Genomic DNA, 21,510 nt, shown 5'->3' on the forward strand with positions numbered 1-21,510 from the left:
TGCACATGCCTCCTTGGCATAGAAAAGGGGCGCTGTGCATAGACAGCGCCCCTGTAAAGGCGGCATGCTCCCTACGCCAGCATTAACTGACAGGTTCAAAGGATTGGGCCCCATGCCCTCTCAGCCTTGTGGTTTGCACCGCCGGCACTCCCGCATCGAATCTGTTGTTCCCTATACTAGCGCACCTGCCAAAAAGGGACAGGTTTATTTTGGCAGGTGGCAACTGGGGCGTTGCATTTTCCCAGATAAAACCTGCCAAAATAAACCTGTCCCTTATTGGCAGGTCGCTACAATGGATACGGTGAAAATGACTGGGGGCCTTATGATTAAACTTGTGCTGACCGATATGGACGATACGTTGATTCCAGCCGGGCATGACGGCGCCAGCGACTACGCCATCGAGGGCATTCATGCCATGCAGGCGGCGGGCCTGCACTTTGGCCCGGTTTCGGGCCGTCAGCCTTCCGCGATGGGCTGGATGTTTCGTAATCGTTCCGAGTGCTTCTCGACCGGTGCGTTCTGCAACGGCCAGGTCATGTTTGTCGACGGCGAGGTGGTAGCCTCGCATGCGACCGATAACGCCGCCCTTATTCGCTTGGCTGACTACTTGGAGCAAGAGACCGATGATACCTATCTGAAGGTCTACAGCTTGGGTGATGACTTTTGGGATAATGACGCCTATTGCATGACGAGCGACCCCGAGCGCGTGCATCGCGCTATGGAGTCGGGCGGCAACGCGTGGCTCAAAGGCGAAGAGGCCCCGTGCCGTCCCGTTGTCGGTGACGCGCCGGTGTTCAAGGCGAATATCTGGAGTGCCCGTTCGCGTGAAGGGCTCGCGGAGCTACGCGAGCGCGTTGCCGCCGAGGTGCCGGAACTCTCGCTCGTGTTTCCCAACAACCGAGTGCGCCTTTTCGATATCTTGCCGGCTGGTTGGGACAAGGGCTGTGCCACGCTGGAGCTGGTGCGTGCTTTGGGCCTAACGCCCGACGAGGTGGCGGTGTTCGGCGATTCCGATAACGATCTGCCCATGATTAATGCCGTTCCCAACTCCGTTGCAGTCGCCAATGCCAATGAGGCCGTCACGGCTGCCGCGCGTTGGCATATCGGCGCTGCGGCAGACGATGCGGTTGCCGGGGCTCTGCATCAGATTGCCGCCTGCGCCGCGACGGGGGAGATGCCGTCGTTTATGCGCCAGATGGACGCGACGGGTCTTGGCGTCACGAACGTCTAGGGAGAAAGTCATGAAGCTTCAGCAGCTCAGGTATGTTGTTAAGGTTGCCGAATGCGGCAGCATCACCGAGGCCTCGCGCCGGCTCTTTGTGTCGCAGCCTTCGATTACCGCCTCGATTCGCGATCTCGAAAACGAGATGGGTGTGCACATCTTTGAGCGCACCAACAAGGGCGTCATTGTGTCCGAGGAAGGCGAGACATTCTTGGGCTACGCGCGCCAGGTACTCGATCAGGCCGATCTGCTCGAGGATAAGTACAAGGGTGCATCCGAGCAAGTGCCGCACTTTAGTGTGAGCTGTCAACATTATTCCTTTGCCGTTAATGCGTTTGTCGACGTGATCCGTGAGTTCGATGCCGCGCGCTACGACTTTACCCTGCGCGAGGAACAGACTCACGAGATCATCGAAGATGTCGCGCACATGAAGAGTGAACTGGGCATTCTGTACTTATCCGAACATAACCGCGAGGTTATCGAGCGCATGCTGGCGGCCAACGAGCTCGTATTCGAAGGACTCTTCTGCGCCACGCCGCACGTCTTTGTATGCGCCGACCATCCACTGGCGGACCACGCCAGCGTGACGCTCGAGGACTTGGAAGACTATCCGTTCCTATCCTATGAACAGGGCAGCTACAACTCGTTTTACTATTCCGAGGAACTGACCTCGACGTTTGAGCGCCGCAAGAATATCCGCGTGCGCGACCGTGCGACGTTGTTCAACCTAGCCATGGGTCTCAACGGCTACACGGTGTGTTCGGGCGTGATTAGCCACGAGCTTAATGGCCCCGGTATTATCTCGATTCCGCTCGATGTGGATGAATACATGGAGATTGGCATTATCACGCGCAAGAATACGACCCTCACGCGCTATGGACAGGCTTATGTCGAGGCCATCCGGAGGCATATCTAACCGGTAGCGTTTGATGTTGCTGTCTTGGGCTGTCGAAATTGCTATAGGAAAACTATATGGCAAACATATATAAACGCATATTTTACGATAACCAGGAGTGCGCTCATACTCTTGCTCGCCAAAGTATTCCATGCAAAAGGAGATTCCTATGAGCAATTCCACCCAGCTCAAAGCGCCGTTTCGCGCCGATATCGTCGGCAGTTTTCTTCGTCCGCAGGCCGTAAAGGACGCCCGCGCTGCCTATGCGGCAGGCGCGCTTGATGCCGAGGGACTTAAGGCAGTCGAGGACGAGGCCATTCGTGATTTGGTGGCAAAGCAAAAGGCCGCCGGCCTGCAGGTCATCACCGACGGCGAGTTCCGCCGCAGCTACTGGCACCTCGATTTTATGTGGGGTCTCAACGGCATCGAGCGCCGCACCTCGCGTACGGGCTATATGTTCCACGATGAGGAGACTACCGCCGACACCGCCGTGGTGACCGGACCTATTAGCGGCGAGAACCATCCGTTCGTCGAGCACTTCAAGTTTGTCAAGGCGCTTGAGGGCGAGGGCCAGGTTGCGCGGCAAACCATTCCGGCGCCGATCCAGACGTTCTCCGAAGTCACGCTCGACCGCTGCGATGGCCAGCAGGAGAGCCTGCGTGCCGTCTACAAGACCGACGAAGAGCTCGCCGATGCCATCACCGCAGCATACCGCACCGTGATTGCCGATCTGTATGCCGCGGGTTGCCGCAACATCCAATTTGATGACTGCACCTGGGGCATCTATTGCGATACTGACTTTGTGTCCAAGACCGGCATGAGCCCGGTTGACCTGCAAAAGGTGAGCGAGCTGGGCGTGGCGCTCAACAATGCTGCCATCGCGGGCAAGCCTGACGACTTGGTGATCAATACGCATGTATGCCGTGGCAACTACCACTCTACTTATGCCTTTGAGGGCGGCTATGATCCCATCGCCCCGTACCTGTTTGCGCATGAGGACGTTGACGCGTTCTATCTGGAGTTCGACACTCCGCGCGCCGGTGGTTTTGAGCCGCTCAAGTACGTTGCGCCCGGTAAGAAGGTCGTGTTGGGTCTGGTGACCACCAAGGCAGCCGAGCTCGAGGACGAGGACGCGACCGTCGAGCGTATTCATGAAGCAGCAAAGTACGTGCCGCTTGAGAATCTGTATCTGTCTCCGCAGTGTGGCTTTGCCAGCTGCGAGATTGGCAACAAGCTGACCGAAGGCGAGCAGTGGGCAAAGATCGCGCTGGTCAAGCGTATTGCCGAGCGTGTTTGGAAATAGCGGTACCGTTTGCAAGTGACGGCGCGTGCGAGACTTGGCGTATCGCGTACAATGGTTCGGACCGTATCGTTCGGGCAGGTTATCCGCTATGCCCGAGCGCCCTTCCATTCGAAAGGACATCCATGTCCCAGTCCTCGACGCCCGCCGTCACCGATGCCATCTACGACGCTTCGTCGCTCGGCCGCCCGCGCATGTTCCTGCTTGGTCTGCAGCACCTGTTTGCCATGTTTGGTGCCACGGTGCTGGTGCCCGTGCTCACCGGCCTTTCGGTATCGGCAACGCTTTTGTTTGCCGGCTTGGGCACGCTGCTATTCCACTTCCTGTCACGCGGTAAGGTCCCCGCATTTTTGGGCTCATCGTTTGCCTTTATTGCCGGCTATGCCGCAATCGCGCCCAACGGCGAGGCCGAGCTCTTGCCCTACGCTTGCCTGGGCGTTGCCTGCGCCGGTTTGCTCTACCCGGTGCTTGCGGCGCTCTTCCGCGCGTTTGGCGCCAAGCGCGTCATGCGCTTCTTCCCGCCGGTGGTGACTGGCCCCATTGTCATTTCGATCGGTCTGATCCTGGCGAGTTCCGCTATTGCCAACTGCCAGACTAACTGGCTCGTTGCCGTGGTTGCCGTCGCCGTAATCGTCATCTGCAATATTTGGGGTCGCGGCATGGTCAAGATCGTGCCGATTTTACTGGGCGTCGTGGTGAGCTATGCCGTTGCGGCTGCGCTGGGCGAGGTCGATTTCTCCGGCGTCGCAGCCGCTCCCTGGCTTGGCTTGCCTGTCGTGTGGGACAACACGGTGTTTGCACTCTTTGGGCCGCAGTTCGATAGTGGCCTTGCCACGACGGCCATCATCACCATCATGCCGCTGGCCTTTGCAACCATGATCGAGCATATCGGCGATATATCCGCTATTGGCTCCACCTGCGAGCGCAACTACATCGCCGATCCCGGCCTGCATCGCACGCTGCTCGGTGATGGTTTCGCCACGATTCTGGCTTCGCTCTTTGGCGCTCCGGCCAACACCACGTATGGCGAGAACACCGGCGTGCTCGCCCTGACGCGTGTGTTTGACCCGCGCGTGATTCGCATTGCCGCGTGCTGCGCCATCGTGCTTTCGTTCTGCCCCAAGTTCGCTGCCGTGATCGCCGCCATGCCGGCATGCGTTATCGGCGGCGTGTCGCTCGTGCTCTATGGCATGATCAGCGCCGTGGGCGTCCGTAACCTCATCGAGAACCAGGTCGATTTCCAGAACAACCGCAACGTGCTGGTGGCCGCTCTGGTTCTCGTGCTTTCACTCGGCATTGCCTACAGCGCCGCCGGTGCCATCGTGCTGGAGCTGGGCGGCGTGACGATTTCGCTTTCGGGCCTTGCCGTGGGCTCGCTGGTGGGCATCGTGCTCAACGCGATTCTGCCTGGCAACGACTTTGAGTTCGCCGTTTCTGAACTCGAGGAGGCTGTCGAGTAGTAGTTGTGTTCAGCTAAATCAAAAAAATGGCGCCCGTGCGTACGCGTGGGCGCCATTTTTAATGCGTCAGTATCCAGTGTATGCCGCGGGCCATGCGCAGACCGGTTTGGGCAAAGTGGTTACCGGGGTTGAGCTCGAAGGTCGCGGGGATGCCTCGGTCGCCGAGTAGTTTTTCCATTGCGCGTGTGTCGTCGAGTACGTGCCGCATCATGCGGTTGGGCGTCTTGGTCTCCTTTTTGCCGAGTGATAGATAGACGGCGTTGGGCGCGGCTGGCATCGTGTGCCCGTGTGCGTAATCGAGAAATCCGGGAAACCATAGGGACCCCGATGCGCTTGCGGCGCGGTCAAAGGCATCGGTCTGCCAGAGCGACCAAAGCGAAAAGAGGCCCGCCAATGAGTAACCGGCAATGCCGCGCCAGGTAGGCGGGCAGGGAAGTGATGGCTCGACCTCTGGGATTATCCGATTCAGCAGTTCATCGAGAAACTCGGACGCCTGTCCACCAAAGGGCTCGGCATCGTGCACGGTTCCGTCGCATTCCCAAGGGCTCAGCTCGCGATTCCAATCGAGCCCGCCAATGGCGACCAGGGTGAATGGCGGGCAATCAAGCTCAAGACAACGGCTATAGACCTCGGTGCCGTCACCCATGACCGCGGGAAGGTAAATGACGGGCGCGCTTCCGACATGCTTTGAATGAATGGTTATCTGCTTTTGACGCGCTTCCATGACAAGCTTCTCTCTGCATTTCGACATCTACAAATATGATTGTCGCACGTCGGCGTAGGGACCGTCGCTAAAAGAAAGGCGCAGAGCCGCTTGATGCGACTCTGCGCCTTGAGGTTTTGCTTTGGCAGCTTTGCCCTTACGCTACAAAGAAGTAGACGAGGAAGGCGAGTGCTGCGATCCACATGAGCGGCTTGATCTTGGAGGCCTCGCCCTTAAAGAGCGCGACGACCACGAAGGCGATAAAGCCCAGACCGATGCCGGCAGAGATGGAGTAGGTGAAGGGCACGCCGGCGACAATCATGAACGCTGGGAAACCCTGCGACACGTCGGACCAGTCGATCTCGGAGGCCTCGCTCATCATGAGGTAGCCGACGTAGACCAGAGCACCGCAGGTGGCGGCGCTGGAAACGATGGTGACGATGGGGGAGAAGAACGCGGCGAGAAGGAACAGCACGCCGGTGGTGACGGAGGTGAGGCCCGTGCGGCCACCGTCGGCAGCGCCAGAGGTGGACTCGACGAAGGTGGTGATGGAGGAGACGCCCATAAAGCCACCGGCAGCGGCGGCCACGGAGTCGACGACCAGGATGGGACGGATGTCCTCGACATTGCCGTCCTCGGTCAAGAACTCGCCCTGCTTGGCGACGGCCATCGCAGTGCCCATGGTGTCGAAGAAGTCACTCATGAGCAGCGAGAAGGCAACGACGAGCAGCATCGGGTCGGTCAGGACCTTCACGATGGCCATGTTGCCATCAGCAGTGCTGGCAAACGGGGCGCCAAAGGTCGAGAAGTCGAGCGGTGCGATGAGACCCTCGGGCGCATGGGTGACGCCCAGCGGGATACCGGCGATAACGGCGACGATGATGCCGATGAGCAGCGAGCCCGGCACGTTGCGGGAAGCAAGGGCAACCGTTACGACGATGGAGATGATGCCGACGATAAAGGTGGGGGAGGCGATGTCGCCCAGGCCGACGAGCGTACCGGTGCCAGCGGTGATGATGCCGGCGTCGCACAGGCCGATCATGGCGATAAACAGGCCCAGACCCACCGAGATTGCGTGGCGCAGGACCACGGGGATGGCGTCCATGATGGCCTCGCGCAGGCCGCAAAGGACGAGCAGCAAGATGATGATACCTTCGAGGAAGATAACACTCATGGCAACGTGCCAGTCACCGCCGCACATGGTGGCGGTGATGCCCGCAATCATGGCGTTGATGCCCAGGCCCGACGCACAGGCGAGCGGGCGGTTGGCGAAGATGCCCATGCAGATGGTCATGATGCCGGCGCCCAGACAGGTGGCGCAGGCGAGCGCTCCCGCATCGATGCCAGCGCCCGAGAGCACCGCAGGGTTGACGGCGATGATGTAGGCCATCGCCAGGAATGTTGTCAGTCCAGCGCGAAGTTCGGTCCCGATTGTGGACTTGCGCTCGCTGACGTGAAAAAGTTCGTCCATGCATACCCTTTCCTTGTTCGGCCCCGAGTTTAGGCCGATTGACACGAACTTACCTACTATATCGCCTTTGGAAGGTCGATGTTCCTCGCATGTTGAAGTTCGGCGCTTTGTAACAGGCGGACGGTATTTTTCGCATGAAAATGTGTAGGTACCGTATACTTAAGCAGTTACATTGAACTCTTTGGAGGAACGTATGATTAAAGAGCTCTGCCGCGACGAGGCTATCCTGTCCCAGCGTTGCGAGGTTGCGACTGTTGAGGACGAGTCGGTCGCACAGGACCTGATCGACACCATCAAGTCGCTCGAGGACGCCGGCTGCCTTGCCGCCAACCAGATTGGCGTCACCAAGAAGGTCTGCGTCTATCTGGACGACGCCGGCGAGCCCCACGTGCTCTACAACCCCCGTCTGGTGTTTGGCCTGGGCGCCAGCAAGATGGAGGAGAGCTGCCTGACGCACGACGAAATCACCAAGTCCACGCGCTATATCAAGTGCAAGGTTGCCTTTGACCAGATCGTCGACGGCAAGATGAAGGAGTGCCGCCGCGACTACACGGGCTTTGAGGCACAAATGATCCAGCATATGATCGATCACTGTCTTGGAAAGTTGGTCTAAGGGGACCAAAGCCCGCACCTTGCCGCTCAAGCGTCGCTCGCGTACCTTAAGTACGCTTCGCTCCTCTTTCGTGACAATCTGCGGTATTTTGACCCCTTAGACGACCTGCGAGGTTGACTTGGTTGAGTTTATCTTGCTTGTGTGGTCCGGACGTGACGTTATTGTCATGTCCGGACCTTTGTGTTTAGCGCCTATTTGTTTGGTAACAATGAGCTTAACAAGGACGTATGGCTAGGAGGCGCCATGTGCACGAGCATTCGATTTACCGATAATTCCGGCAACATGTATCTGGGTCGCAACCTCGACTGGAGCTTTAGCTACGGCCAACAGGTTCGCGTGATGCCCCGCGGGTTCCATATCCCGTATTCGTTTATCGACGATGCGTCGGCGGCACACGCGGTAATTGGCATGTGCATCGATTACAAGAACTATCCTATGTTTTTCGACTGTGGTAACGATGCGGGTCTGGCTGTGGCAGGGCTCAACTTTCCCGGTTATGCCGAGTATGCCGAGGACCCGGTTGATGGCAAGACCAATATCGCAGCCTATGAGTTTCCCCTGTGGGTGGCAGCGACGTTCTCGACGGTCGACGAGGTCGAGGCTGCGCTGCGCGACACGGTGATTGTTGCCAAATCTGCCGGAGAGGGGCTGGGTGTGTCGCTGCTCCATTGGATTATCGGCGACAGCCGACGCAGCATCGTGGTCGAGATGATGGCTGACGGTTTGCATGTATACGACGATCCGGTCGACACCCTTGCCAATCAACCGACCTTCCCGTGGCACATGGAAAACCTGCGCACCTATATCACCGCCACAAGCGATTTTCCTCAGACGGCGACATGGCGTGGCGCCGAGCTCAAGCCCTATGGCGCGGGTGCCGGCATGCGCGGTATTCCGGGTGACTGCTATTCGCCGAGCCGTTTTGTAAAGGCGGCATACCTCAATGCCAATTACCCGCAAAAAGACAGCGAGGCCGAGAACGTCATTCGCATGTTCCGCTCGCTCGAGGGGGTGGCGATGATCGAGGGTGCGTCCAAGATGGGTGACGGCAAGTTCGAGAAGACTATCTACACCGGATGCTTTAGCGCGCGCACGGGCAATTACTATTACTCAACGTATGAGGATCCGTCGATTCGCTACGTGAGCCTGATGGATGCTGAGGGCGCGAGCCCCGATAGGCTCGTGGTTCCCGAGCCGCGTCGTTCGTAGCCGGCGTTTTTACTGCAATGCAAAGCGGCCCTGCGCCTCCTGTGAGGCGCAGGGCCGCTGTCGTCGACGCGCGACGTCGTTAGAAGTTGGCGTCGTTGAGTTGTTCGCTCTCGAGGCCGTCGAGCTGTTGCTGTTCGGGCGTATCGGCGACGCTCCTGAGCAGCTCGGTGGGGTCGACGTTCATGTCCCTACCGGCTTCGTTGCCGTTGACAAGGTCGTTCGAGAAGATATCGACATCCATTTCCTCGGCTTCCTCGATCTGAACTTCGAGCTGGAGTTATGGGCGAGCAGCGCCGCGCCGCCGATCATGGCAGGTAGGATCAGCCACGGCGCCACTTTGCGCACCAGGCTAAACAGGGCGAAGATGCCGCTCTCGTTGTGGTTGTCGGCCTTCATGGCGATTACCACGTACTTGACCGTGCTGGTCTTGGAGGTTTGCCTCCAGTTTGGCGTGCGCCACGTGGACTCCCTTGGACATCCGGTTATCTGTCTTGGACAGATAACTTTTATGCCGTCTTTATACATACAAGAGCTGTTTGGCACATCGGGTAATTTTAGACAATAATCCCCATCTGGGGATTATTTATGTACGCAGGTAGCATTTCAAAACAGGGGCGCATCCGCTGTATGGCTTTGCTGCAATGTAATAACTGCGGACGCGCTCCTGCTTTGAAACTGAAGAGGGAACTTTTAGACGCGTGCTGCCTGAGCGATACCGGTCTTGGCGCCTGAGCGTTTACCGGCGAGTTCGCAAAAGATCGCGCCGCCGATGATAAGCACGGCGCCCATCAGGCGGACCGGTGTTATGACTTCGCCCAAAAGGGCGGACGAGAACACGACGGCCGAAAGCGGCTCGAGGTAGCCGACGACAGCGACGGTCTGCACGGGCAGTTTGGCGACGGCGCTAAAGTAGAGCAGGCAACCGATGCCGGTGTTGACGACGCCGAGCATAGCGACGGCGCGCCAATCGATGGTTGCGGCGATGCTGGCGGACAGGAATGAGGGGGTGCCTTGGGTGACGAGTGTAAGGACCAGCGCGGTCACAAAGGCGGCGCTCACCTGGAGCGCGGAGTTCTCGAGGCCTTCGATGTGCGGCGCGCCCTTGCTGGCGATGACCATCAATGCATAACAGAAGGCCGAGGCGATTCCGCAGACGATGCCCGCAATGGGCATATTGCCGCCTAGACCTTGCGCTGCAATGAGAAAAGCGCCGCAGGCGACTGCGATAAACCCGGCGATTTTGCCACCGGTTAGTTTTTCGCCAAAGATAAACGGCGAGAGAGCCATGACGATGATGGGACCGCAGTAGTACAGCAGCGAAGAAACGCCGACGCCGATCGTCTGATAAGCACGGAACAGAAAGATCCAGCTGGCGCCCAGCGCGGCTCCCGAGAGGAGGAGGGCTGCGGCTTCGCGGGGGCGAGAAGGCGCCTGCAGCTTATGGCGCTGGGTAATGGCGAGGATGGCGACAAGCGAAAGGGCTCCCAGAAAAGTGCGTAGCAGCACGATATCGGAGCTCGGGAGTGCGATGGCCGCAGCGATGATGCCGTTGGAGCCAAACAACAACAATGCTGCTAAATACGTAATCAATCCGTTGTTCATGCGCTGCCGCCCCCTCTATATCCGTGCATATTCACTATGGTTGAACTGGCTTTAGAAGAAAAGCGAATATAATGCATGGAAAACATGACAAAAACTCGTGCAAAGGTGGAGGCATGTCGTGGAAACGAATATTCAAAAGATGCAGGTGCTGCTGGAGACCGTGCGCGCTGGAAGCTTTACGCGTGCTGCCGAGCGCCTGAGCTACTCGCAATCGGGCGTGAGCCGCATGGTGGCCGATCTTGAGGCCGATTGGGGCTTTAAGGTACTCGACCGCAGTCGTGAAGGTGTTGCTCTTTCTGCCGACGGGCGGCAGGTCATGCCGGCTGTCGAGGCGCTCTGCGAGGAATTCGTTCGCTTGCAGCGACGGGTGGATGAGATGCGAGGGCTCATGCGCGGCAAAATCTGCATCGGTACGTTTTCGAGCGTGGCGACCCACGTGCTGCCGCCGGTGATTGCGCGTTTTCGTGCTGATCATCCAGACGTCGATTACGAGTTGCTGATGGGCGACTATTCAGAGATTGAACAATGGGTGGCAGAGGGTCGCTGCGATCTGGGCTTTATCCCTCGTGAGCCCCGAGAAAACGGCATGACATCGCTGCCTTTGGTGCGTGACGAGTTAATGGCGGTAGTGCCGTCAGGCTCGTTGTTTGCCACGGCGGAGGTCGTCTCTCTTGCCGACTTGGCCAACGAGCAGTTTATTCTGCTAGAACGCGGCACCGATGACGAGATTACGCCGCTGTTTCGTCGGGCGGGACTGGCAGTGCACTCAAAACTGTCGACCTGGGATGACTATGCGATTATGGCTATGGTCGAGGACGGCCTGGGTGTGAGCATACTTCCCGCTCTCATCATGCGCCGCTGTCAGTTCGATGTTGCCGTGCGTCCGCTCGAAGAGCATCCCCATCGGCAGATCAACGCCATATATCGAACGGCCGATGTTTCGCTTGCCGCCGCCCGTTTTCTCGAATACCTCTAAATGGGCGCACGTCGTTACCGCCTTGGGATAAATCTTGAGGTTCGGGTCATGTTATTTTTGAAATTGAACTTTTAGAAATAGCACGGCGCTATACTGCTTGCTAAATTGAACCTTGGTTCAATTCGTGTACTATAAATTGAACTTTGCCAGCAAGGAGGTTCCTGTGACCCAAGAGACGTTTAGCGATCGCCTGCGACAGGCTATGTCCGATCGCGACGTTCGCCAGTCGGACGTAATCCGCGCATCGGAGATGCTCGGCAAAAAACTCGGCAAGAGTCAGATGAGCCAATATGTGAGCGGCAAGACGATTCCGCGGCGCGATGTGGCAGAGCTGCTCGCCCGCATTTTGGAGGTCGATGTTACCTGGCTGCTCGCCGGTGACGCCGATCAAGGCGAGACATCATCGACCCACAACGTTTCCAAGCCCGAACCCCATCCCTCAGATCAAATTGCAAGGAGCACCACCATGCGTACTTTTTCTAAATCCACCAAACTCGAGAACGTTCTGTATGACGTGCGCGGCCCCGTTGTCGACGAGGCAGCCCGTATGGAGGACGAAGGCGAGTGCATCCTCAAGCTCAACATCGGTAATCCGGCGCCCTTTGGTTTCCGCACGCCCGATGAGGTCATTAAGGACATGCGCCAGCAGCTGCCCGACTGCGAAGGCTATTCCAACTCGCGCGGTCTGTTCTCTGCGCGCAAGGCGATCATGCAGTATTCGCAGATCAAGGGCCTGCCCAATGTTCAGATGGAACATATCTACACGGGCAACGGCGTGTCCGAGCTCATTCAGCTTTCGATGAACGCGCTGCTCGACAATGGCGACGAGATTCTGATTCCCAGCCCCGATTATCCGCTGTGGACGGCGTGCGCAACTCTTGCCGGTGGACATCCCGTGCACTATCTGTGTGATGAGCAGGCCGATTGGTATCCCGATCTGCAGGATATGGAGTCCAAGATCACGAGCGCGACCAAGGCCCTCGTCATCATCAACCCCAACAACCCCACGGGCTCTGTCTATCCGCGCGAGGTGCTCGAGGGCATCGTTGAGATCGCGCGCAGGCACCAGCTCATGATTTTTGCCGACGAGATCTATGACCGCCTGTGCATGGACGGCTACGAGCACGTCTCCATTGCATCGCTCGCCCCCGACCTGCCCTGCATTACGTTTAGCGGCCTGTCCAAGTCGCATATGATCGCGGGCTATCGCATTGGCTGGATGGTGCTTTCGGGCAACCAGCGCTGCATGAGCGACTTCATCATGGGCATCAACATGCTCTCCAACATGCGCCTGTGCTCCAACGTGCCGGCCCAGTCGATCGTCCAGACGGCGCTTGGCGGCCATCAGTCGGTTAACGACTACATCCGCCCCGGCGGTCGTGTCTACGAGCAGCGCAACTTTGTGTATGAGGCGCTCAGCAAGATCGACGGCATCTCGGTGGTCAAGCCGCGTGCGGCGTTTTATATCTTCCCCAAGATGGATGTTAAAAAGTTCAACATCACCGATGACGAGCAGTTTGCCCTCGACCTGCTGCACGAGAAGAAGATCCTCATCACGCGTGGCGGCGGCTTCAACTGGGCTGAGCCCGATCACTTCCGCATCGTGTACCTGCCGCGCATGGAAGTGCTCAAAGAGTCGCTCGAAGACCTCGCCGATTTCTTTGATCACTACCGCCAGTCCTAATTGGTTCCGCCGTTCTACCGAACGGCGGACCGCTTGACGCTACGCGAGCCGCATTCACGCCAATCTGACGTTCAATTTCGAGGGCGCGACCAGAAGGTCAGCGCCCTCTCATTTCACGTCACCTTGGCGCAAATGCGGCTCGCTCGCTGTCGTGTGCTCAGCCTGCGTCGTTACCATGATCCAAAGGGGACGGAGGAAAACAGATCATTTTCCTTGACTCGCGGAACTATATAACGACGCCGTTGCAGTGGTCGATTTCGTGCTGGATGATCTCGGCGGTGTAGCCCGAGAAGTTTTTGATGCGGTGGACGAAGTTCTCGTCCAAATACTCCACCTTAATGCGACGATAGCGGGTACAGGGACGCTCGCCGATCAGCGAGAGGCATCCTTCGCTGGTCTGATAGGCATTGACCTGCTCAAGAATTTGAGGGTTGTACATCAGGAGCGTCCTGTTGCCGTCCTTTACGCAGATGATGCGTTTGCGCACGCCGATCATGTTGGCGGCGAGCCCCACGCACTCGTGCTCATGCTCGTGGAGCGTATCCAGGAGGTCCTGCCCGATCACGGCATCGTCGGGCCCTGCGTCTTCGGAAGGCAGGCGCAAAAAGAACTCGGATTTCATGATGGGCTTAATCATGGCGGGCTCCTTAAGGTGGACACGTTTGGTTCAGGCCATGATACCGCGACATGTCGCATTAATGTGTGCACATAGATTCTGCAGCTAGATTGGATGGCGACACCATAAACTAAGGAACGTTTTGCCGAGAGGCATGAATGTTTAAAGCGCAAAGAGTGCGCGACGGGCCCCGCGAATGGGGCGATGATGCCCGAGAGGGCCAAGAAGGAGTCTCATGTCCGAGAACGAAGAGATCATGAACGAGACCGAGAACGAGACCATGGCTGCCGAGGTCGATGCAGTCGAGACCGTGGAGACCGAAGCTACCGAGGTTGAGGCTGCTGACGAGGTTTCCGCCGAGGAGGAGGCCGAGGTTGTCGAGGCCGCCGTTGATTACGATGACGAAGAGCTGATGGACAAGATGCAGAAGGCCGCCCGCCTGCTGCGTAGCCGTCGCTTTGCTATTTCCAAGGAGGAGGAGGCCAAGGCCGAGCGTATGGCGAACATCGAGCGCGCCATCAAGCTCCTTGACCTCAAGCCCAAGATGGAGCAGAAGGAAATGTCCGATCTGCTGGGCATGCGTCTTCGTGAGCTCGATGGCCTGATGGCCGAGGCCGAGGCTGCCGATCTGGTCGGCCGCATCGACAACGCCGAGGGCGATATGCGCAAGATCGTCGTCTTCGCTGCCGAGGATGCCGCTGAGGGCCTGGTCGAGCTTGCCAACAAGAAGGAGAAGCTCCTGCCCGAGCTTTCTTACGAGGAGGCCACCGAGCTGATGGCCGCGCTCGATAAGGTTATCGCTCCGCTCGTCGCCATGGGTCTGGACGAGGATCGCGGTCCTCGCGGCGGCCGTGACGACCGTGGTGGCCGTGGCGGCGACCGTGGCGGTCGCGGCGGCTTTGGCGACCGCGGTGGCCGTGGCGGCGACCGTGGTGGTCGCGGTGGCCGTGGCGGCTTTGGTGACCGTGGCGGCGATCGTGGCGGTCGCGGCGGCTTTGGCGGCAACCGTGGTGGCTATGGCGACCGCGGTGGCAACCGTGGCGGCTTCGGCGGCAACCGTGGCGGCGACCGCAGCGGTCGAGGCGGCGACCGTGGCGGCCGCAACGGCGGTGGCTTCCGCGGCAACCGTTTTTAGGGGTTACGCGGTTCTACGAACCGCGTAACTAGTTGACGCTGCGCGCCCACCAGAGCGACAACTTGTCATTCAAAGAGGACGGCATGACCAGAAGGTCTATGCCGTCCTCTTTTCATGCCAATTTATTCGCTCTGGTGGGCGCTCGCTGTCGGTGTCAAAACATCGGCGTCGCCTTGATTCAAACTTGCCAAAAAGGTAGTCATTGGGGACGTTCTTAAATGACTAGTCGTTGGGGACGTTCTTGTTTGACTAGTCGTTGAGAACGTCCCCAACGACTACATAGTATGAGAGTGGATAATCTCCCGGTTTGAGCCTGCATCCAAGCTCAAAGTGCGAGATTTCCACTCTCATTTGCTATGCGTCCGAAAATCCACGTTCGTTTGTTTTCTGCCTACATTTGGAGGAAGAGCTCGTGGAGGCGGGTGTCGTCGTCGAGCTCGGGGTGGAAGGTAACGCCGAGCTGATTGTCTTGACGGGCGGCGACGATGCGGCCATCGACTTCGGCTAGGGCCTTGGCATTGCCGTGCACCTCGACGATGCGGGGTGCACGGATAAACGTTAACGGCACTTCACCGTCGATACCGCCTACCTGCCCCTTGGTGCGAAAACTGCCGAGCTGCCTGCCATAGGCATTGCGCTCAACGAGTATATCCATGGTTGCCAAGCGCGGTGTCCCCTTGTCATCGTGGGCGGCAAGGTCGCGCGCCAACAGAATCAGACCGGCACAAGTTCCCAGTACAGGCATGCCTTCAACAATGCGGGTACGAAGATCCTCGAGCATATCGAGTTCGGCAAGTAGCTTGCCCTGAACGGTGGACTCGCCGCCGGGAAGTACCAGACGGTCAAAGTTCTGCTGCAAATCGGCCGCCTGCCTCAGCTCAATACAGTGTGCGCCCAGCTCGGATAGTCTTGCTTCGTGCTCGGCAAAAGCGCCTTGGACCGCCAGCACGGCGACCGTTTGGTCTGCATAATCGCTCATGGGCGATCCTTTCTGCCGGACTAGCGCCCGCGCTCCTCCATGATAATCTCGATCTCGTCGGCGTTGATGCCCACCATGGCCTCGCCCAGGTCCTCCGAAAGCTCGGCGATGAGTTTGGCATCGGTGAAGTTTGCCACGGCCTTGACGATGGCGGCGGCGCGCTTGGCCGGGTCGCCGCTCTTAAAGATGCCCGAGCCCACAAAGACGCCCTCGGCGCCCAGCTGCATCATCAGCGCGGCGTCGGCGGGAGTCGCTACGCCGCCGGCGGCAAAGTTCACGACGGGAAGCTTGCCCGTGGCATGGACCTCGCGCACCAGCTCGACCGGAACCTGCAGTTGCTTGGCTGCCTCAAAGAGCTCGTCATCGCGCAGGGCAACAACGTCGCGGATCTGCTTTTGGATCTTGCGCATGTGACGCACGGCCTGGACGACATCGCCCGTACCCGGCTCACCCTTGGTGCGAATCATCGTGGCGCCCTCGGCAACACGGCGCAGCGCCTCGCCCAGATCGCGGGCGCCGCAGACAAACGGCACGTCAAACTGGGTCTTGTCGATGTGATAGACGTCGTCGGCAGGGGAGAGAACCTCGGACTCGTCGATGTAATCGATCTCGATGGCCTGCAGGACCTGCGCCTCGACAATGTGGCCGATGCGGCACTTGGCCATAACGGGGATGGAGACGGCCTCTTGGATGCCCTTGATCATCTTGGGGTCGCTCATGCGTGAGACGCCGCCTGCGGCACGGATGTCGGCCGGGATGCGCTCGAGTGCCATGACGGCGCAGGCGCCCGCCTCTTCGGCGATGCGTGCCTGCTCGGGCGTGGTGACGTCCATGATGACGCCGCCCTTGAGCATCTGCGCGAGCTCGCGATTGAGTTTGACGCGATCTGCCTTGCTGGTCTGTTCTGCCATGGTTGCTCCCTTGGTTGGCATGTGCATTGCTTGACGGAACATCCTATCGGGGAGCTGGGTATGGCGAAATACTCAGTTTTCGAGATAATAATAAGGCCAGACTAATACCAGATTGAATGACTCAATAAGGTCAGGTGATAAACTCATGCTTGACTACAATTTGGAAAAACGCGGCGAAGCATCGCTCTATGAGTATATTTACCAGCAAATTCGAGATGATATCGTTGCTGGACGCATTGCGGCGGGGGAGCATCTTCCGTCTAAGCGCGCCTTTGCCAATCATCTGGGAATCAGTGTCATTACCATCGAGAATGCATATAGCCAGTTACTTGCCGAGGGCTATATTTGCTCAATGCCGCGTCGTGGTTACTACGCTTGCAAGCTTCCGGATGCACCGGTTTTGGCTTCGGCTGTAGAGGGCATCGACCGGGATGCCGTCTCTGCGGGTTCCGGCGCGCATGATGTCAACGGACAGGTCGAGCGATTCGATGCACTTTCTCCTTCTGCTTTGGAGGCGGCGCGGCTTTGGCAAAGCGCGCTGCGGGCGACGCTGGCATCCGAAGACGAGAGCGAAATCTTTTCGACCGCGCCGGCACAGGGCACCACTCGGCTACGACGCGCAATTGCCCACCATCTGCGCGGGACAAGGGGCATGAATGTCGACCCCAACAACGTTGTTATCGGCGCAGGCGCCCAGCTGCTCGATACCATGTTGGTTCAGTTGCTTGGAGCCGACAAGGTGTATGCTGTTGAGGACCCGGGCTATTTGCGCTTGACGCGCATCTATCAGGCTATGGGTTGCAAAGTTCGACATATCCCGTTGGATGATGAGGGTGTAGACTTGAGCGCTCTGCAGAAAACTGGGACCGATGTCCTTCACCTGATGCCGTCCCATCAGTATCCGACCGGCCTGGTGACGAGCATTGCGCGTCGTTATGCGCTGCTGAGCTGGGCCGCCGAGCGACCAGGTCGATATCTCATCGAAGATGACTTTGATTGCGAGTTTCGTCTGGCCGGCAAGCCGATTCCCGCGCTTGCTTCGATCGATGCCGCTCAATCGGTTATCTACACCAACACGTTTTCGAAGAGCCTTTCATCGGCGTTGCGTCTAGCGTACATGGTGTTGCCCGATAAGCTGATGAAGCGGTTTAGGTGCAACCTTGGTTTCTACGCCTCGTCGGTGAGCTCTGTCGACCAGGTCGCTTTGGCTCGTTTGCTGGAATCGGGTGATTACGAGCGACATGTGAACCGCATGCGCGTTCGTGCTCGTGAGGCGCGTGATGGCCTGGCGGCGCTTGTACGGGATGCGTTTCCAGCAGGAGAGGTTTCGATCGAGCATGCAGACGCAGGCCTTTACTGCACCGTGGTTGCGGAGCGGGGAACGGGCGGAAGCTCTTTTGCGCAGGCCCTCACGCGCTCGAGCATCCCTTTTATCGACATCAGTAACTGTTATTGGTGCGCCGATGGCGCATCTGTCCCTGAAAACTCAACTCAAATTCTTGTCCAGTATGACGACCTGAGTCCGGAGGTGCTTAATACCCTGGAATCGCAGCTAATGGGGCACTCTGTAACCTAAGTGAGTAGACTTTTGGCACTTTGGCGACCAGACAGTTTTGTAACAAGCTATCTACCTGTGGTTTTGAGAAGTGGGATCATCGGTCTGCTCGGGATGTTCCAAAAAGTCTACTCACTTGCCGCGCAAAGCTTCCGCATGAGAAAAAAAGTGGGGTTTCCAACAGGGCTTCGTCCAGTTCTCGGTAAGCTTTTGGCCAGTTGGGGAGGGCTGTTGAAAACTTTGCAGTTCGTTCGGAGCCATTTTTGGTGCGTTCGCCCCAATGAGAGACCGACTGGGTTGAAATTCGTGCTTTCCTGTGCCTATGAAGGATTTACTTTGTGACATATCGGCTTTTAGGTACTGGCGTTTGCCCCCTCAAGTCCGCGCTTTGTGTCCTCCGCTTCCGCGGCCGGATGAAGACCGGCAGCGATATGACCTCGTCCGCAACCCGACGGCTGCGGTCGCGCTCGGTTTTCCGTTGTATACATTGGTTCGGACGAGAAACAAACGGACTTGCCCTGCCAACATTAGGCAGCGGCTGTTTCTTGGTGAACTCCCCAGGGAATCCGTGCTGGAAACGGAGCATGGATTTTTGGTCACGTCTCCTCTACTGACGGCATTTATCATGTCTCGACATCTGACGGATCTCCAACTTCTGCTGGTATTGGCGGAGATGTGCGGCTTGTTTGCGGTATGCGCCCTGCCGGCGGCACTTGAGGTGGAGCTTTCGCGTGCAATTGATTCGGGTACGATTTTGACAACGTTGGGTTGGGTGCGCTGCCCGTCCGAGGGCGGCACCGCCTCAAATTTATGGCGTCGCGACGCTTTGGTTTTGGATGGGGACCTTGACCGTTTTTGTTCAGATGTTTGCGGGATGCGTTACGGCAATCGATTTATGGCGGTATCGCATCTCGTTCCATTGGGTGCCGCTTCGCCTTTTGAGGTCGAGGCGTATTTGTTGCTTGGACTGCCGCGAGCCCTGGGAGGTGAAGGGTTTTGCGGCATAGAGCTCAATGTCAAAGTGGTGCTAAGCACAAGTGCTCGAGCGATTGTAGGAAAGACCCGCGTATATATCGACCTACTTCTTTCCTCGCCGGACGGGAGGCGACAGGTGGCCATTGAATGTCAGGGAAAGGCCTCGCACGGGCGCGCGGGGGATGGCTTGCGTGACGCTGACCGCATGACGGCGCTTCAAGCCATGGGCTACGACGTGCTTCTCCTGACACACGGACAGATATCCGATGAGGATAGATTCCGTGCGATCGTTAAGGCTGTATGCAGGATGCTCGATGTTGAATATCGCGATAAAAGCTCGGATGAGCAAAGGGCTGAGGCATTACTCCGGTCTGAACTATTCGTTGACTGGACAAAATTGGGAGTAATCGACGGAAAGATGTCCATTGGACACAAAACAGCTCGATCGTGGACAGCGCGGATCTAAGTGAGTAGACTTTTGGCGTGATGGCGACCAGGCCGTTTTGCAACAAGTCATTTACCTGCTGCTTTATAGAGCAATATGGATGGTCTGCTCGGCAAGTTCCAAAAAGTCTACTCACTTAGTTTTTGACGAGAAGTCGATGCCGAAGGTGGCCCTATTTCAGGGCGTTAACGAGTTCATGAGACACGAAAAAAGGCCCGAACCATGCGGTTCGGGCCCTTTAAAGTTAGAGATTATCTCTCAGGCGGTTGGCTTAGCCAAAGTAGCGCTTGAGCAGGCCGGCGAAGGCCTTGCCGTGGCGGGCCTCGTCGCGAGCCATCTCGTGCACGGTATCGTGGATGGCATCGAGGCCAGCGGCCTTGGCGCGCTTGGCAAGATCGGTCTTGCCGGCGGTGGCGCCGTTCTCGGCCTCAACGCGCATCTCGAGGTTCTTCTTGGTGGAGTCGGTCACGACCTCGCCCAGGAGCTCGGCGAACTTGGCGGCGTGCTCGGCCTCCTCGTGGGCAGCCTTCTCCCAGTATAGGCCGATCTCGGGATAGCCCTCGCGATGGGCGACGCGAGCCATGGCCAGGTACATACCGACCTCAGAGCACTCGCCCTCAAAGTTGGCGCGCAGGTCGGCAACAATGTCCTCGGAGACGCCCTCCATCTTGGCGACGCCCACGACGTGCTCGGCAGCCCACTCGAGCTTGCCCTCCTCCTGCTTCAGGAAACGAGAACCGGGAACGCCGCACTGGGGGCACTTAAAATCCTCGGGCAGCTGGTCGCCGTCGAACTCTTCCACATAACCGCAAACGGGGCAAACAAATTTCATGATTCGATCCTTTCGATGGATGGCGATGGGGCGCTTGTCCGATCCCGTAAGGGCCCTCTCCGGACGTGCGTCTTGACGAGTTCTATTATCCATAAATGCAACAAAATGTGAAGCCTATTAGGAATGATTTTTGATAAAACAATTTTGAGAGATGAAGATGTTGATTGATTAACGATTGGCAGGCCGCCCGCGAGCTCTGATGAGTACAATCGGTCGAACAAATGTTGACCAATCAACAAATGAGGGAGTTTCCTTTATGCATCTAGCCCGCTGCGCCTGGTGCCGAACGTATCAAACGGTTTTTCGCATCGCATTGCCGGTGCTGCCCTATACCGAGCCACGCATTCTGGAGCATGCTGAGAGAGAGCGCCTGCCAGGCCATTATCGGCTTTGGCGGTGGCTCGGCCATGGACTGTGCCAAGGGCGTGGGAGCACGCATCGCGCAGCCAAACAAGCCCATCAACAAGATGCGCGGCCTGTTGCGCGCCCATCGTCTCCTGCCGCTGCTTATTGCGGTTCCCACTACCGCCGGCACGGGAAGCGAAGTCACGCTCGCGGCGGTTATCACCGATGACGAGACGCACCACAAGTACCCCATTAACGACTTTGTGCTTATCCCACGCTTTGCGGTGCACGACCCCGAGTTTACGCGCGGTCTGCCCGCCTCCATTACGGGGCAGACGGGCATGGACGCCCTGACGCATGCCGTCGAGGCCTCTATCGATTGGGTCGATCGAATGAACGCCGCCTTGGACATTCCCAAATATGTGCCGGGCATTCGCCGCTCCGACATTCCCGAGATGGCGGCGCCTGCCGATGCCGAGGCCAATCCGCTGTACCCCGTTCCACTTTTGATGGACCGTTTGGAGCTGATGCGCATGTACGAGGTCGTCGCGGGTGGTATGTTTGAGGGCGAGAACTAGGAGG

Annotated in this window: 20 protein-coding genes, 1 pseudogene and 1 riboswitch; of the genes and pseudogenes, 12 read left to right on the forward strand and 9 right to left on the reverse strand. The window is 58.1% G+C overall.

What is annotated here, in order from left to right; translation table 11 throughout:
* Nucleotides 1-51 precede the first annotated feature (51 nt).
* Nucleotides 52-162, reverse strand: a riboswitch (TPP riboswitch).
* A 160-nt stretch (nt 163-322) separates the two neighbouring features.
* From ACTQ05_RS05680 to ACTQ05_RS05695, 4 genes are all read left to right on the forward strand, one after another.
* Complete coding sequence (locus ACTQ05_RS05680; RefSeq protein ID WP_441063696.1) at nt 323-1,231, forward strand: HAD-IIB family hydrolase; 909 nt, start codon at nt 323-325, stop codon at nt 1,229-1,231.
* 10 nt (nt 1,232-1,241) lie between these two features.
* Nucleotides 1,242-2,138, forward strand: a complete 897-nt coding sequence (locus ACTQ05_RS05685; RefSeq protein ID WP_427747880.1) for a LysR family transcriptional regulator — start codon at nt 1,242-1,244, stop codon at nt 2,136-2,138.
* A 148-nt stretch (nt 2,139-2,286) separates the two neighbouring features.
* Nucleotides 2,287-3,420, forward strand: a complete 1,134-nt coding sequence (locus ACTQ05_RS05690) for a 5-methyltetrahydropteroyltriglutamate--homocysteine S-methyltransferase (RefSeq protein ID WP_441063698.1) — start codon at nt 2,287-2,289, stop codon at nt 3,418-3,420.
* Between the two features lie 122 nt (nt 3,421-3,542).
* A complete protein-coding gene (locus tag ACTQ05_RS05695) occupies nt 3,543-4,877 on the forward strand; it encodes a uracil-xanthine permease family protein (protein WP_441063700.1) in 1,335 nt (444 codons plus the stop codon).
* A gap of 58 nt (nt 4,878-4,935) precedes the next feature.
* Here ACTQ05_RS05695 and ACTQ05_RS05700 read toward each other — a convergent pair whose 3' ends face one another.
* Nucleotides 4,936-5,601, reverse strand: a complete 666-nt coding sequence (locus tag ACTQ05_RS05700; protein ID WP_441063702.1) for an alpha/beta hydrolase — start codon at nt 5,599-5,601, stop codon at nt 4,936-4,938.
* A 136-nt stretch (nt 5,602-5,737) separates the two neighbouring features.
* Nucleotides 5,738-7,051, reverse strand: coding sequence for an NCS2 family permease (locus ACTQ05_RS05705; RefSeq protein ID WP_441063704.1), 1,314 nt, complete (start codon nt 7,049-7,051; stop codon nt 5,738-5,740).
* A gap of 193 nt (nt 7,052-7,244) precedes the next feature.
* On the opposite strand from ACTQ05_RS05705, the gene ACTQ05_RS05710 reads away from it, so the two are divergent.
* Both ACTQ05_RS05710 and bsh read left to right on the forward strand, forming a co-directional pair.
* Nucleotides 7,245-7,664 (forward strand): peptide deformylase, encoded by a 420-nt coding sequence (locus ACTQ05_RS05710; protein WP_154517060.1) that lies wholly within the window; start codon nt 7,245-7,247, stop codon nt 7,662-7,664.
* Between the two features lie 243 nt (nt 7,665-7,907).
* Complete coding sequence (gene bsh, locus ACTQ05_RS05715; protein WP_427719772.1) at nt 7,908-8,873, forward strand: choloylglycine hydrolase; 966 nt, start codon at nt 7,908-7,910, stop codon at nt 8,871-8,873.
* A gap of 79 nt (nt 8,874-8,952) precedes the next feature.
* On the opposite strand, the gene ACTQ05_RS05720 is transcribed toward bsh, so the two are convergent.
* From ACTQ05_RS05720 to ACTQ05_RS05730, 3 genes and pseudogenes are all read right to left on the reverse strand, one after another.
* Nucleotides 8,953-9,114 (reverse strand): hypothetical protein, encoded by a 162-nt coding sequence (locus ACTQ05_RS05720; RefSeq protein ID WP_441041849.1) that lies wholly within the window; start codon nt 9,112-9,114, stop codon nt 8,953-8,955.
* Between the two features lie 41 nt (nt 9,115-9,155).
* Nucleotides 9,156-9,296, reverse strand: a pseudogene (locus ACTQ05_RS05725) (KUP/HAK/KT family potassium transporter); the annotation flags it as partial.
* A 267-nt stretch (nt 9,297-9,563) separates the two neighbouring features.
* Nucleotides 9,564-10,475, reverse strand: a complete 912-nt coding sequence (locus ACTQ05_RS05730; protein ID WP_427747886.1) for a DMT family transporter — start codon at nt 10,473-10,475, stop codon at nt 9,564-9,566.
* Nucleotides 10,476-10,593: 118 nt separating this feature from the next.
* Here ACTQ05_RS05730 and ACTQ05_RS05735 point away from each other — a divergent pair, with 118 nt between their 5' ends.
* Both ACTQ05_RS05735 and ACTQ05_RS05740 read left to right on the forward strand, forming a co-directional pair.
* The gene (locus ACTQ05_RS05735; protein WP_441063706.1) at nt 10,594-11,451 is read left to right on the forward strand and encodes a LysR family transcriptional regulator; all 858 of its coding nucleotides are present in this window, start codon (nt 10,594-10,596) and stop codon (nt 11,449-11,451) included.
* 202 nt (nt 11,452-11,653) lie between these two features.
* On the forward strand, nt 11,654-13,135 hold the full coding sequence (locus tag ACTQ05_RS05740) for an aminotransferase class I/II-fold pyridoxal phosphate-dependent enzyme (RefSeq protein ID WP_427747912.1): 1,482 nt from the start codon (nt 11,654-11,656) through the stop codon (nt 13,133-13,135).
* 226 nt (nt 13,136-13,361) lie between these two features.
* Here the strand turns inward: ACTQ05_RS05740 and ACTQ05_RS05745 are convergent, their stop codons facing one another.
* Nucleotides 13,362-13,772 (reverse strand): peptide deformylase, encoded by a 411-nt coding sequence (locus tag ACTQ05_RS05745; protein WP_154517072.1) that lies wholly within the window; start codon nt 13,770-13,772, stop codon nt 13,362-13,364.
* A gap of 214 nt (nt 13,773-13,986) precedes the next feature.
* Here ACTQ05_RS05745 and ACTQ05_RS05750 point away from each other — a divergent pair, with 214 nt between their 5' ends.
* Entirely contained in the window at nt 13,987-14,886 is a 900-nt protein-coding gene (locus tag ACTQ05_RS05750; protein ID WP_441063707.1) for a hypothetical protein, read from the forward strand.
* Between the two features lie 391 nt (nt 14,887-15,277).
* On the opposite strand, the gene pdxT is transcribed toward ACTQ05_RS05750, so the two are convergent.
* Both pdxT and pdxS read right to left on the reverse strand, forming a co-directional pair.
* Nucleotides 15,278-15,865: a pyridoxal 5'-phosphate synthase glutaminase subunit PdxT gene (gene pdxT / locus ACTQ05_RS05755; protein WP_441048504.1), complete on the reverse strand. Its 588-nt coding sequence runs from the start codon at nt 15,863-15,865 to the stop codon at nt 15,278-15,280.
* Nucleotides 15,866-15,885: 20 nt separating this feature from the next.
* Entirely contained in the window at nt 15,886-16,776 is an 891-nt protein-coding gene (pdxS, locus tag ACTQ05_RS05760) for a pyridoxal 5'-phosphate synthase lyase subunit PdxS (RefSeq protein WP_022094325.1), read from the reverse strand.
* Between the two features lie 145 nt (nt 16,777-16,921).
* On the opposite strand from pdxS, the gene pdxR reads away from it, so the two are divergent.
* Both pdxR and ACTQ05_RS05770 read left to right on the forward strand, forming a co-directional pair.
* On the forward strand, nt 16,922-18,352 hold the full coding sequence (gene pdxR, locus ACTQ05_RS05765) for a MocR-like pyridoxine biosynthesis transcription factor PdxR (RefSeq protein ID WP_441063708.1): 1,431 nt from the start codon (nt 16,922-16,924) through the stop codon (nt 18,350-18,352).
* 547 nt (nt 18,353-18,899) lie between these two features.
* Nucleotides 18,900-19,772, forward strand: coding sequence for a hypothetical protein (locus ACTQ05_RS05770; RefSeq protein WP_441538281.1), 873 nt, complete (start codon nt 18,900-18,902; stop codon nt 19,770-19,772).
* A gap of 250 nt (nt 19,773-20,022) precedes the next feature.
* Here ACTQ05_RS05770 and ACTQ05_RS05775 read toward each other — a convergent pair whose 3' ends face one another.
* On the reverse strand, nt 20,023-20,583 hold the full coding sequence (locus ACTQ05_RS05775) for a ferritin family protein (RefSeq protein WP_154517090.1): 561 nt from the start codon (nt 20,581-20,583) through the stop codon (nt 20,023-20,025).
* A gap of 353 nt (nt 20,584-20,936) precedes the next feature.
* Here ACTQ05_RS05775 and ACTQ05_RS05780 point away from each other — a divergent pair, with 353 nt between their 5' ends.
* Nucleotides 20,937-21,506 (forward strand): iron-containing alcohol dehydrogenase, encoded by a 570-nt coding sequence (locus ACTQ05_RS05780; protein WP_441538283.1) that lies wholly within the window; start codon nt 20,937-20,939, stop codon nt 21,504-21,506.
* Nucleotides 21,507-21,510: the final 4 nt, after the last annotated feature.

The organism is Collinsella sp. LCP21S3_A9, assembly GCF_052118785.1.
Lineage (GTDB): Bacteria > Actinomycetota > Coriobacteriia > Coriobacteriales > Coriobacteriaceae > Collinsella.